Source organism: Streptomyces sp. NPDC059499, from assembly GCF_042749285.1.
Classification (GTDB): domain Bacteria; phylum Actinomycetota; class Actinomycetes; order Streptomycetales; family Streptomycetaceae; genus Streptomyces.
This window is the reverse complement of record NZ_JBHYTT010000005.1, coordinates 336,736-349,082: the sequence shown is the minus strand read 5'-3', so window position 1 is coordinate 349,082 and position 12,347 is coordinate 336,736. Positions and strand designations below refer to the sequence as shown.

Genomic DNA, 12,347 nt, shown 5'->3' with positions numbered 1-12,347 from the left:
AACGTGCGGTGCTGCTGAACGTGCGGTGTCGCGGTACGTGCGGTGTCACGGCGCGCCGGGAAGGGGGCGCGCCGTGCCACCGGGCAGGTGCGTCCGTACCGGGCCGCAGGCCGGCTCGGTCTCGGCGGGCTGGGCGACAGCCGCGGCCGCGCGACCGGAGAGCGCGAGATCCCGTACGACCCAGGCGGTCCGACCGTCGGGGTGCTGTTCGTCGGGGGTGCCGGGGCAGTGCATCAACACGGTGTCCGTCGTGGCCGGGTAGGACTCGATCTGGTCCGGCCGGACTCCGTCCGGTACGTGCCCCAAGGCTTTGAGGACGGCCTCCTTCCGGGTCCAACATCGGTAGAAGACCTCGTCCCGGACGGCGCCCCGCGGTAGCTCCAGCAGATGGAGCGCCTCGTCCGCGGTGAGCCACGACTCGGTCAGCACGTCCTGGCGCACGGGCCGCAGGCGCTCCGCGGCCACGCCGATCGTGGCTCCGGTCCCCACCGCAAGGACGGTGTGACCGCCGGTACGGGCCAGGCTGATGGCGAGGGGCACCTCGGGGCGACTCAGACGCGTGGGCCCGTGCCCGGGGTCCCCGCAGGAGGGACACAGCGGCTTCTCGATGTCGATGTCCTCGGGTACGACGTCGAGGAGCTCGCCGATGGCCCGGCGGGCCGCCGCCCTCGTGTGGACGTACGCCGCGGCATCCCGCTCCGAGTGCAGGCACAGGGCCTGCCGGAACTCCTCGGTGTTGAGCAGAGCGAGATCGGCGGGGTCGGTGCGCAACGGCTGGCGCCACCACCAGACATGCGTGTCTCCACCGGCGCGGAGCGCGTGGAACACGGCCGCGGAGCTGTCCTCAGCCCCGCGGCCGCCGCTGTTCTCGAACATGTTGTAAGGGGGCGCCATGGGCACTCTCTGTCATTTCGACTGCTGACTGCGTGGCGCGGACCGTACCGTCCCCGTATATCGCGGATATATTTTTTCGCCGCCCGGGCCGCCCGGGCCGCCGGAGAACGGGCGTGGGAAGGGCGGCGGAAGCGGTCTCCGGGAGCGGACACACGGAGCGGGCGCCGGTGCTCCGGCGCCCGCTGTTCACCTGCGCGGGCCGGGCGTACCGCTCCGGCCCGCGGATGCTCAGTGCCAGCTCTCGTCGTTCGTGCCGTCGGCAGCCTGGGCGGGGGCACCGGCGGCCGATACGGCAAGCCCGTTGCCGGCGGACTGCGCGGCAGCAGCGGATCCGGCCCCCGCGAATGCGCACAGCCCCACGAGAACGGTGGTGACCGCGACGGTGGCGATGGTGTTACGGACGTTCTGCATTTCTTCCCCCATGTCGTCAACCTGCTATGCGATGAACGGTATGCCACAAGGGTTTCGGCTCATTATCGCTCCGTTTTCGGTTTTCCGGGCGGCAGATATCAGGGGAAAGGGATTCAGGGATTCCGGCGGCCGGATTGAGCTCGGGGGAGAGTGGTGGATCCAACAGCGGATTGAGGAACCGTCAGGGGATTTCCGGCGTCTCGTCCCGGGGAAGCGTTCCGGCAAGTGCCAGATGCGCCCGCTCCACCCACGTCTCGACACCGATCCGGGTGAAGTCGTCCCTGGCATCGGCGAAATACTGTCGGGCGGCGGAGTGCTCACCGCATTCCCAGCACGCTTCACCGAGGGCCAGTTTGATTTTTCCCTCGACCAGAGCGCTGTCGACCAGTCCGACGATTTCCAGGGCATGCAGCAGGGTTCCCCTGGCCTGCGCCCAGCTCCGCGCGCCCAGCCTGGCCTCGCCCAGACCGAGGAGCCCATGGGCCAGACCGAACATGTCGGCCTTGGCCCGGACGATCCTGATCATCCGCAGGAACGCTTCCTCGGCCAGGCCGTACTCGTTCTGCGCGAGGTACACCCGGGCCAGCCGGTGGGTCCCGAGCGCCAGGCTGCGGGCCCCGCCCTCACCGATCGCCGTGGAGACCCGAAGCGACTCGAGGCTCAGCCGCTGCGCCGAATCCGTACGGCCGCGGTCCAGCTCGATCTGCGCCATGTTGTTCAGGACATGGGCCTCCGAGGAGAGGTCGCCGACCGCCCGAAACGTCGCCAGGGCCTGTGCACTGCGGTCCATGGCGGTCTCCAGATCCCCGCGCATCTCGTCGATCATGGCCATGTTGCGCAGTACGAGGGCGTGTCCGTGCTCCTCGCCCGCCCGGTCATGGAGCGCGAGAGCCTCGGTGAAGGACGTGTACGCCTCACCGAAGTTGCGCTGCCGCATCTCCAGAGCGCCGAGACTGTGCAGCATCGCGGCCTGGCCACGGGCGTTGCCGGCAGCTCTCGTCGCGGCGAGCGCCCGCTCGCTGCACTCGCGCCAGTCGTCGAGGTAGTTGCGGGTCTCGAAGAGCACCACGACGGACATCGTGAGATCCCAGGCGAGTTCGTCCATACCGAGCGCGGCGGCCTGGTCGACCACCGCGACCAGGGAGAGCCGCTCGGTCTCCAGCCAGTCGAGCGGAGCGGTGAGCAGTCCGGCACCGAGCTCGTCGGGCAGCGGATGGCGGGGCACCGAACTGTGGATGATGCTGAAGTCGCCCCCGTAGGCACGCCGGTGAGCCTGTTCGGCGAGCGAGAGGTAGGCCCGGAAGGCGCGTTGCCGTGCGGCCTGCCGCTCCTCGGGGGTCTCCTCCGCCTCGGCGCGTTCACGGGCGAACAGCCGCAGCAGGTTCTGGAACCGGTAGCGGGGATGCCCGGTCGCGTCCAGGCCGACCACGTCCAGGAACTGGGCGTCGACCAGCTGCTCGATGAGCCGCTCCCCGGTCAGCAGGTCGGTGTCCAGGAGCGCGGCGGCGACCCAGGCGCCGAAATCGGGCACATCGAGCAGTCCCAGACTCCGGTACAGCAGCGCCGTCGGCGCGGAGAGACCGCGGTACGTCAGGGTGAAACTGGCGCGCACCTGCGACTCTCCCGAGCTGAGCTCGTCCAGCCGCAGCCGCTCGTCGCTCAGCCGGCGCACCAGGCGCGACACCGTCCAGTGCGGTTTGGAGGCGAGACGTGCCCCGGCGATCCGCAGGGCGAGCGGCAACAGGTCGCACAGCTCCACGAGCCGGGCGGCGGACGGCGGATCGGCGGCGATGCGGTCCTCGCCGACGATCTTCCCGAGGAGCTCGACCGCCTCGTACGGTGACAGCCGGCCGAGCCGCACCCAGGCCTGCGGCGGCCAGGCGACCATCTCGGACAGCTGCTCCCGGCTGGTGACCAGGACACAGCAGCCTCCGCTGCTCGGCAGCAGCGGACGCACCTGGGCGAAGGTCCGCACGTTGTCCAGCACCACCAGGACCCGGCGGTCGGCGAGCAGGCTGCGATAGAGGGCGGCGCGCTCCTCGGGTTCGGCCGGGATCTGCCCGATGGGCACCGAGAGCGAGCGCAGGAACCTGCCGAGGATCTCACCCGCCGTGGTGGGCTCCAGATGCTCGTCGTAGCCGCGGAGGTCGGCGAAGAGCTGGCCGTCGGGGAAGCGGTCGGAGACGCTGTGCGCCCAGCGGACCGCCAGGCACGTCTTGCCGACCCCGCCGACACCGGTGATCAGCCCCGTGGCCGGGCCGTGTGCCACCGCGCCGAGTTCGAGGAGTTCGTCGAGCTGGGCCAGCTCCTCCTTGCGGCCGGCCAGCCCCGACACGTCGGGAGGCAGTTCCAGCGGGTCGCCGACAGGCTTCGACAGCAGCAGCGGTTCGCCGCCCGCGCCCTCGGGGCCGCGTGCGGCCAGCGAGGGTTCGTCCTGCAGGATCGCGTTGTGCAGCTCGGACAGGGCCGGGCCCGGTTCCAGGCCGAGTTCGTCGATGAGCCAGCGGCGCCCGTCCCGGAAGGTCTCCAGGGCCTCGGCCCGCCGGCCCGAGTGGTACTGGGCGGTGATCAGCTGATGCCGCGCCCGCTCGCGCAGCGGATGCTCGCGGACCATCGCCGCCAGGTCGGGAAGGATCTTCTGGTGGTCGCCGAGCTGCAGGTGCACGGCCGTGGCGTTCTCGTAGGTGTCGAGCCGCAGTTCCTCGAGCCGCTGTGCCTCGTCCTCCACCAGCCGGCCCGTCACGCCCGCAAGCGGTCGGCCGCGCCACAGTTTCAGCGCGTCCGCATAGCAACGGGCGGCCTCGGCGAACTTGTTGTTCCTGACCGCGAGTTCTGCCGCCGAGACCAGTGCGGAGAACTCCTCCGAATCGAGCTGGTGCATGCCGACCTGGAGGAGATAGCCGGGATGGGCGGTGACGATGACCTCGCCGGGGAAACCGGCGGCCTTGAACGTCTTGCGCAGCGCGGCGATACAGATCGACACCTGGGTACGGGCGGTGGCCGGCGGGTGGTTGCCCCACACGGCCTCGATCAGGGTGTCGACCGGCACGATCCTGCCCGGGCTGAGCAGCAGCACGACAAGAATGGTCCGGTGCCGTGGCCCTCCCACCGGTACCTGCTCGGCCCCTGAGGTCACTTCCAGGGGCCCTAACACCTTGAAGGTCAGCCGCTTCTCCACGTATCCCCCTTGCCTCCCGAACGGTGGAGGCAATTGATCCTGTCGCCCGGCAGGGCCGCCCGGCCTGCCGCTCACTACCCCCGCACCCGTTCCGCCGGGCACGCGATCCCGGGAGTCCTGCCGGGATGATCAGCGCAACGGACAGGAATACGGGTGCCGTCGCACCGTGTTCTGTTGCATTTCCTGAGTCAGTCCTGTGATCCCACGATACGGCGACCTGACGATCTACCGCCCAGTACGGCGGGCACTACTCCGGAGTAAGTACCAACTCTCCGGCCGGAATGCCATGGTGCTCGGTCAAGTGCGCCGTTAAAAGCCGCGTGGGTTTCCGGCAAGTGGACTCGCGGCGTATTGCTCGCGGATGGCGGCAAATGACTCCGGCACGGCGGTCCCGTGGCTTCCCCGTGTTCCCGTCCAGGGATGCCGCGTGACCCCGCGTCGAATCCGTGGTGCGTCCGTCGGTAACACTATTTCGGGCGGCGCGGCGGCCGTTCTAATGTGAGCCCTGTTCATGTTTTCCCCCGTACTCAATTCGCCAGTCACGGCTGTTGCGAATCAACCACGCAATGCCGGGGGAAGAGCGGATTCGCGTCGAATGTGGTGCAGGTCACGCATCCGGCGAACAGTTACCGGCAATACACGCCGGAGAGCGGGCGCCGTGCTCCCGCGGCGCGCTCCGGGCCGCCTTTGCCGGGGGAGCTGCCGGGGCATGACAGGGGGCTGCCCGGGGCGTGAGCCCCGGGCAGCCCCGGCAGTCGTACGGTCAGAGGCGCTCGGGCGTCCGGATGCCCAGCAGCCGCATGCCCTGGTGCAGGGTCCGGGCCGTCAGGTCGACGAGGAACAGCCGGTTCTCGACGACCTCCGCCGGGTTCTCGTCGCTCAGCACATGGCACTGGTCGTAGAACGTGGTGAGGTGCGAGGCGAGCTGGTACAGGTACGCGGCCAGCTTGTGCGGCTCGCACTCCGACGCCACCTCGGCCAGGACCTCGCCGAACTGGTCCAGGTGCAGGCCGAGCGCCCGCTCGGCCGGAGCCAGCTCCAGCTCCGGGTGCGCGACGGGCTTCGCGTCCCCCGCCTTGCGCAGGATCGAGCGGCTACGGGCGTACGCGTACTGGAGGTACACCGACGTGTCGCCGTTCAGCGACACCATCTGGTCCAGGTCGAACTTGTAGTCCCGCACCGCCGACGTCGACAGGTCCGCGTACTTCACGGCGCCGACACCGACGTACCGGCCGTTCTCGACGATCTCGTCCTCGGACAGGCCCACCTTCACGGCCTTCTCGCGCACCACGGCGGTGGCCCGCTCGACGGCCTCGTCCAGCAGGTCCTCCAGCCGCACCGTCGTGCCCTCACGGGTCTTGAACGGCTTGCCGTCCTTGCCCAGGACCGTGCCGAACGCCAACTGGTGCGCATGGACGTCCTCGTTCAGCCAGCCCGCCCGGCGGGCCGTCTCGAAGACCATCTTGAAGTGCAGGGACTGACGGGCGTCGACCACGTAGACCAGGGTGTCCGCCTTGAGGTTCTGCACCCGGTCGCGGATCGCGGAGAGATCGGTCGCCGCGTAGCCGTAACCGCCGTTCGTCTTCTTGACGATCAGCGGGACGGGATTGCCGTCCGGGCCCTTCACATCGTCGAAGAACACACACAGCGCACCCTCGGAGCGGACGGCGACACCCGTCTCCTCCAGGATCCGGCAGGTCTCCTCGAGCATGTCGTTGTAGCCGGACTCGCCGACGATGTCGGGGTCGCGAACCTCCATGTCGAGCTTGTTGAAGACGGAGTAGAAGTAGATCTTCGACTCGTCGACGAACCGCTGCCAGTGCGCCAGCGTCTCCGGGTCGCCGGCCTGGAGGGCCACCACCCGGTCACGGGAGCGGGCCTTGAACTCCTCGTCGGAGTCGAAGAGGACCCGCGACGCCTTGTAGACGCGGTTCAGCGACGACATGGCCGCCTCGCCGTCCGCCTGGCCGCCTTCGTGCTTCAGCTCGTCCGGGTGCTCGAAGAGGTACTGGATGAGCATGCCGAACTGGGTGCCCCAGTCGCCGATGTGGTGGCGCCTGACGACGTTCTCGCCGGTGAACTCGAGGATCTGGACCATCGCGTCACCGATGACCGCCGACCGCAGGTGGCCGACGTGCATCTCCTTGGCCACGTTCGGCTGGGCGTAGTCGATCACGGTCGTGCCGGGGGCGGCCTTCAGCGGGACACCGAGACGGTCTCCGTCGGCGGCGCGCGCGGCAAGCGTCCGGATGATCGCCCCGTCGGTGAGCGTGACGTTCAGGAAGCCGGGGCCGGACACCTCGATGTCCTTGATCAGTTCGCCCGTCGGGAGGGCAGCCGTGACCTGGGAGGCCAGCTCGCGCGGGTTGCCCTTGAGCTTCTTGGCGAGGGCCAGGATCCCGTTGGCCTGGAAGTCGGCCCGGTCGCTTCGGCGCAGCAGCGGGTCCGCGGTGCCGGCCTCCGGCAGAGCTGCCGTCAGGGCGTCCGCCAGCTGCTGCTGGAGCGTGGAAGCGAGGGAATTGACCGAAGCCATGAGCCGGCTGCCGTTTCCGTAGAGGACAAGAGATCACCCAAGTATCCCACGGGGCGTAAAGCCGTTTTCGCGCTGTGGGCGGTAGCTGGGAGAATGGGGGTGCCCCCGCGAGGGGTCGCCCCTACGAGTCCTACACGAGAGAAGGACGTGCCGACCGTGGCTTCGAGTCAGAGCAGCACCGAGACCGACTGGGTCTCCCGCTTCGCGGACGATGTCATCGCCGAATCGGAGCGACGTGCGCCTGGCAAACCGGTCGTCGTCGCGTCCGGCCTCTCCCCGTCCGGCCCGATCCACCTGGGCAACCTCCGCGAGGTCATGACCCCGCACCTCGTCGCCGACGAGATCCGCCGCCGCGGTCACACCGTGCGGCACCTGATCTCCTGGGACGACTACGACCGCTACCGCAAGGTCCCGAACGGGGTCGCGGGCGTCGACGCGTCCTGGGCCGAGCACATCGGCAAGCCGCTGACCTCGGTGCCCGCCCCCGCCGGGTCCGCGTACCCGAACTGGGCCGAGCACTTCAAGGCCGCCATGACCCAGGCGCTGGACGAGCTCGGCGTCGAGTACGACGGCATCAGCCAGACCGAGCAGTACCAGGCCGGCACGTACCGCGAGCAGATCCTGCACGCGATGAAGCACCGTGGCGACATCGACGCCGTCCTGGACCGCTACCGGACCAAGAAGGACGGTGCCGCGGGGGGCAAGAAGCCGCAGCAGAAGAAGGTCGACGAGGCCGAGCTGGAGGCCGCCGAGGGCTCCGGCGCGGCGGACGAGGACGACGGCAGCGGCAACACCGCCGGCTACTTCCCGTACAAGCCCTACTGCGGCAACTGCGAGAAGGACCTCACCGTCGTCACCTCCTACGACGACGACTCGACCGAGCTGAACTACACCTGCTCGGCCTGCGGCTTCGCCGAGACGGTCCGGCTGAAGGAGTTCAACCGCGGCAAGCTGGTCTGGAAGGTCGACTGGCCGATGCGCTGGGCCTACGAGGGTGTGATCTTCGAGCCCAGCGGCGTGGACCACTCCTCGCCGGGCTCCTCCTTCGTCGTCGGCGGCCAGATCGTGCGCGAGGTCTTCGACGGCGTCCAGCCGATCGGCCCGATGTATGCGTTCGTCGGCATCTCCGGCATGGCGAAGATGTCCTCCAGCAAGGGCGGAGTGCCGACCCCGGCCGACGCGCTGAAGATCATGGAGGCGCCGCTCCTGCGCTGGCTGTACGCCCGCCGCAGGCCCAACCAGTCCTTCAAGATCGCCTTCGACCAGGAGATCCAGCGGCTCTACGACGAGTGGGACTCGCTGGCCCGCAAGGTGGCCGACGGCACGGTGCTGCCGGCCGACGCCGCCGCCTACGCGCGGGCCGTCGGTACGGCCGCCGGGGACCTGCCCAGCACCCCCCGCCCGCTGCCGTACCGCACCCTCGCCTCGGTCGCCGACATCACCGCCGGTGCGCAGGACCAGACGCTGCGCATCCTCAGTGAGCTCGACCCCGAGAACCCGCTGACCTCGCTCGACGAGGCGCGGCCCCGGCTCGACCGCGCCGAGAACTGGATCACCACCCAGGTGCCGGCCGAGGCCCGCACCATCGTCCGGGACGAGCCGGACAAGGAGCTTCTGGGCTCCCTGGACGAGCAGGGCCGCGAGTCGCTGCGACTGCTGCTCGAAGGGCTCGACTCGCACTGGTCGCTGGACGGGCTGACGACACTCGTCTACGGAGTCCCGAAGGTGCTGGAGGGCCTGGCGCCTGACGCCAAGCCGACGCCGGAGCTGAAGGTGGCCCAGCGCTCCTTCTTCGCGTTGCTGTACCGGCTGCTCGTCGGCCGGGACACCGGGCCGCGGCTGCCCACGCTGCTCCTCGCGGTCGGGGCGGACCGGGTGCGGACGCTGCTCGGCGCGTAGCACCGCGGATGTGAGGACGGGCGGGCCGCTCAGCGGCCCGCCCGTTCCGTCTTCCGCTGCCGCTGTCTACGCGATGTGGTCCGCGGCCATCTCGTTGTCGAAGCGCTGCTTGAAGCTGGGCAGCAGCCGGCGGAGCAGGGCGGCGCTGCGCGGGTGGTGGACGTTGTGGACGTCCGAAAGGGTGATGTCGAGCGCCTCGGCACTCGGGTGGTTCTGGTGCTGGTGTGTGTACTCGGCGTACGCCTCGTACGCGAACTTGCTGAACTGAGCCTCGGCCTCGGCCCATTCGGCCGTGTCGTCCTGTTGAGCAGCGTCCTCCTGCTCCGGGCCCCGGCGTGCCGGTGCCTGCTCCGGCACGGGCTCCGGTTCACCGTTGCGCGGGTGCGGGAACGCGCCGATCGTGCCTACGTTGCCGAGCGGGCGGGTCCGGCCGCCCGGGCCGGAGGGGATCATGACCGGGCCGGGGTCCATGCCCTCGTCGTACCCGGGGTCATAGGCGCCCTCGTACGCCTCGTCCAGCACCTTCGGAGCTGCGAACCAGGGGCTGTCGTGCGAGCCGGGATCCTCCTGGTACTGCTGCTGAGCTTGCTGGTGCTGCTGGTCGTACGCGTCGTACGCGTCGTACCGGGCGGGTTGTTCCTGCACCTGTTGCTCCGCCGCCTGCGGGGCGTAGGCGAGCTGGGGCTGCTGCCCCGCCTCGACGGCTGCCGGGGCCGGTGGCAGCAGGGCCGGCTCGATGCCCGCGGCGGCGAGGCCGGCCGGAGCGGTCTCGGCGAGCGGAACACCGTACTTCGCCAGACGCAGCGGCATCATCGACTCGATGGGCGCCTTGCGGCGCCAGTTGCGGCCGAAGCGGGCCTGCAGACGGGCCTGGTAGATCAGCCGGTCCTGTTCGAGCTTGATGACCTGCTCGTAACTGCGCAGCTCCCACAGCTTCATCCGGCGCCACAGCTTGAACGTGGGTACGGGGGAGAGCAGCCAGCGGGTGAGGCGCACGCCCTCCATGTGCTTGTCGGCCGTGATGTCCGCGATCCGGCCCACGGCGTGCCGGGCGGCCTCGACGGAGACGACGAACAGGATCGGGATCACCGCGTGCATCCCGGTGCCCAGCGGGTCGGGCCACGCGGCGGCACCGTTGAACGCGATGGTCGCCGCCGTAAGCAGCCACGCGGTCTGGCGCAGCAGCGGGAACGGGATGCGCATCCAGGTCAGCAGCAGGTCCAGTGCCAGCAGGACACAGATGCCGGCGTCGATGCCGATCGGGAAGACGATCGAGAACTGGCCGAAGCCCTTCTCCTCCGCGAGCTCGCGCACCGCGGCGTAGGAGCCTGCGAACCCGATCGCGGCAATGAGTACAGCACCGGCGACGACAACCCCGATGAGTACGCGGTGCGTGCGTGTCAGCTGCATTGCGGCCACCCGCGTTCCCCTCCCGACTTCGATGGACCGGCCCTGCTTCGGCATCCGGCGCGGGCACAGCCTGGCACATGCGTGCGAGTGATGTTGCGCGGGGAGGGTGCGAAGCCCGGTCCTCGGGGGAGGACCGGGCGGGGCAAGGACGCCTCTGGGCAGGTGTGTTCGTGTCCCCGCCGGGCTTGGGTCACGAGGTGGTGTCGGCCTACCTGGAGGTCTTGGCCGAGGCCTTGGCGGAGGTCTTGGCGGACGGCTTGGCCGAAGCCTTGGCCGACGGCTTGGCGGACGGCTTGGCCGAGGGCTTCGCCGACGCGTCGTCGTCGTCCTTGTCGGCGGCGACCGCGGCGACCGCCTCCTTGGCCGCCGTCTGGGCGTCCTTCAGGATGTCGGCGGCGGAGGGTGCCTTGGCGCCCGCGTACCCCGCACCGTTGTAGGTGAGGGTGACGACGACGTTGCCCGTACGGGCCACGATCGTCGCGTACTTGAAGTCCTCACTCGTCTTGGTGAGGTCGTAGGTGACGGCGGTCGCCTGCTCGCCGATGCCGGCGGCGGGCGCGGCCGAGACCTTCTGGGCGCCCTCGGTCGCCTGCGCCTTGGCGATCTGCTTCGTGTAGTCGTCCGTCGCCCGCTTGGCACCGCTGCCGAGGGCGTCGTCCGACTCGAAGCGGGTGAAGCCGACGTCGAGCCAGCGGTACTGCGAACCCTTGACGCCGTTGTCGTCCAGGCCGTTCCAGGAGCAGCTGCCGCGGGTCGCGGTGTCGCTGGACCGGCCCGGCGTGCCGCCCTTGTTCTTCGTCTTCGGGACCAGGCTCTCGATCGTCTTCTTGCCGATCGACGCGCAGGCGTCGGGCAGCGCGGCGAACTTCGCAGGCTCGACGCTCGGCTGCGACTTCTTCGCACCCGGGGAGGTGGAGGAGCCCGAGCCCTTCGTGTCGTCGGAGTCCGACGAGCAGCCGGCGACGACGAGCATCACCGGAACAGCGGCGCAGACGAGTATGCGGGACAGTCGCGGGGCGGATCGGTGCATGGTTCCTTCACTCGGACGGCACGGCGGTCTCGGTCGTGCGGATGGTCGGGCGGGCGGGTACGTCGGCCTGGCCGGCCGTCGTACCGAAGGGCCACGGTACGACGGAAGGCGGCCGGATGCCGCCTCGGTCGCATGTCCCGGGGGAGCACCGTACGGCCCCGACGGGGCCGTACGGACCCGGGCTACTCGCTGAGGGTCTCGGCCAGCTTCCGGGCCAGGGCCTGCGCCTTCTCCTGGAGTTCCTTGCTGTCGGGAACCTCGGTGACGAGGGCGGACTGCTCGGTGTACTCGATGGTCACTATGACGTTCGATGTGCGGAATACCACGCTCACGGTGCGGTGCTGTGCGGTGGAACCTGCCCTGGTGAGCGCGTCGTCCAGGAATGCGGCGTCGCCGAGGCCGTCGAGCAGACGTGGCCGCAGGTCCTCGTCGGAACCGGTGGAGGGGGCGGACGGGGTCGCGGGTGCGCCGGAGGCCGACCCGCCGGGTGTGCCGGAGGGGGAGGCGCTGGGCTTCCCGCTGGGCGACCCCGTGGGCGTCCCGGACACGGAACTGCTCGGCCCGCCCGACAGTCCGGCGGCGCTCTCCTTCTTCGTGTACACGTCCTGCGCCCGGTCGTCGTCGCTCACCGCGGGGTCGTACGACACGACGCGCTCGAAGTCGATGGACAGATTCCGGGACGCGTCCGGGGCCTCGGACTTCCAGCTGCAGCCGACCTTGCGGTCGGTGTCGAACGTGACGGAGGCCGTGCCCCCGTACACCTTGTCCTGCTGCTCCTCGGGCAGCTCGGCGGCGCCCGGCAGCAGGTCCTTGAGGGTGGAACGCGGCACCGCCCTGCAGGACTCGGGCAGTGTCCGGTACTTGCCCGGGGGCGCGGCCGAGACCGTCGGGCTTCCGGGCTTGCTGTCGGCGGCGGGGTCGTCGGCGCCGGAGCCGGCGCTGCAGCCGGCGACGAGCGCTGCGAGAAGCGCGACGCCGGGTACGTACGCCAT

At 70.0% G+C, this 12,347-nt stretch carries 8 protein-coding genes; 1 reads left to right on the top strand and 7 read right to left on the bottom strand.

Going from position 1 to position 12,347, the window contains the following annotated elements; translation table 11 throughout:
- Window positions 1–45 precede the first annotated feature (45 nt).
- The 4 genes from ACFW9O_RS15700 to argS all read right to left on the bottom strand — a co-directional run bounded on the left by ACFW9O_RS15700 (window position 46) and on the right by argS (window position 7,016).
- The gene (locus ACFW9O_RS15700) at window positions 46–894 is read right to left on the bottom strand and encodes a 4'-phosphopantetheinyl transferase family protein (protein WP_384609511.1); all 849 of its coding nucleotides are present in this window, start codon (window positions 892–894) and stop codon (window positions 46–48) included.
- A 228-nt stretch (window positions 895–1,122) separates the two neighbouring features.
- Entirely contained in the window at window positions 1,123–1,305 is a 183-nt protein-coding gene (locus ACFW9O_RS15695) for a hypothetical protein (RefSeq protein ID WP_351168592.1), read from the bottom strand.
- Between the two features lie 181 nt (window positions 1,306–1,486).
- Entirely contained in the window at window positions 1,487–4,483 is a 2,997-nt protein-coding gene (locus ACFW9O_RS15690) for a BTAD domain-containing putative transcriptional regulator (RefSeq protein WP_384609508.1), read from the bottom strand.
- 763 nt (window positions 4,484–5,246) lie between these two features.
- Window positions 5,247–7,016 carry an arginine--tRNA ligase gene (gene argS / locus ACFW9O_RS15685; protein WP_384609505.1) on the bottom strand — a complete coding sequence of 590 codons (1,770 nt, stop codon included), beginning with the start codon at window positions 7,014–7,016 and terminating at the stop codon, window positions 5,247–5,249.
- A 147-nt stretch (window positions 7,017–7,163) separates the two neighbouring features.
- Here argS and lysS point away from each other — a divergent pair, with 147 nt between their 5' ends.
- Window positions 7,164–8,915, top strand: coding sequence for a lysine--tRNA ligase (lysS, locus tag ACFW9O_RS15680; RefSeq protein WP_351168586.1), 1,752 nt, complete (start codon window positions 7,164–7,166; stop codon window positions 8,913–8,915).
- 66 nt (window positions 8,916–8,981) lie between these two features.
- Here the strand turns inward: lysS and ACFW9O_RS15675 are convergent, their stop codons facing one another.
- The 3 genes from ACFW9O_RS15675 to ACFW9O_RS15665 form a co-directional block, all read right to left on the bottom strand.
- A complete protein-coding gene (locus tag ACFW9O_RS15675) occupies window positions 8,982–10,334 on the bottom strand; it encodes a DUF2637 domain-containing protein (RefSeq protein ID WP_384609501.1) in 1,353 nt (450 codons plus the stop codon).
- Window positions 10,335–10,533: 199 nt separating this feature from the next.
- Window positions 10,534–11,355 carry a DUF3558 domain-containing protein gene (locus ACFW9O_RS15670; RefSeq protein WP_384609499.1) on the bottom strand — a complete coding sequence of 274 codons (822 nt, stop codon included), beginning with the start codon at window positions 11,353–11,355 and terminating at the stop codon, window positions 10,534–10,536.
- A gap of 182 nt (window positions 11,356–11,537) precedes the next feature.
- Window positions 11,538–12,347 carry a DUF3558 domain-containing protein gene (locus ACFW9O_RS15665; protein ID WP_384609496.1) on the bottom strand — a complete coding sequence of 270 codons (810 nt, stop codon included), beginning with the start codon at window positions 12,345–12,347 and terminating at the stop codon, window positions 11,538–11,540.

Excerpts from the sequence above, each read along its gene's own strand:
- ACFW9O_RS15700 (WP_384609511.1), bottom strand. The coding sequence starts at position 894 with ATGGCGCCCCCTTACAACATGTTCGAGAACAGCGGCGGCCGCGGGGCT.
- ACFW9O_RS15695 (WP_351168592.1), bottom strand. The coding sequence starts at position 1,305 with ATGCAGAACGTCCGTAACACCATCGCCACCGTCGCGGTCACCACCGTT.
- argS (WP_384609505.1), bottom strand. The coding sequence starts at position 7,016 with ATGGCTTCGGTCAATTCCCTCGCTTCCACGCTCCAGCAGCAGCTGGCG.
- ACFW9O_RS15670 (WP_384609499.1), bottom strand. The coding sequence starts at position 11,355 with ATGCACCGATCCGCCCCGCGACTGTCCCGCATACTCGTCTGCGCCGCT.
- ACFW9O_RS15665 (WP_384609496.1), bottom strand. The coding sequence starts at position 12,347 with ATGGCGTACGTACCCGGCGTCGCGCTTCTCGCAGCGCTCGTCGCCGGC.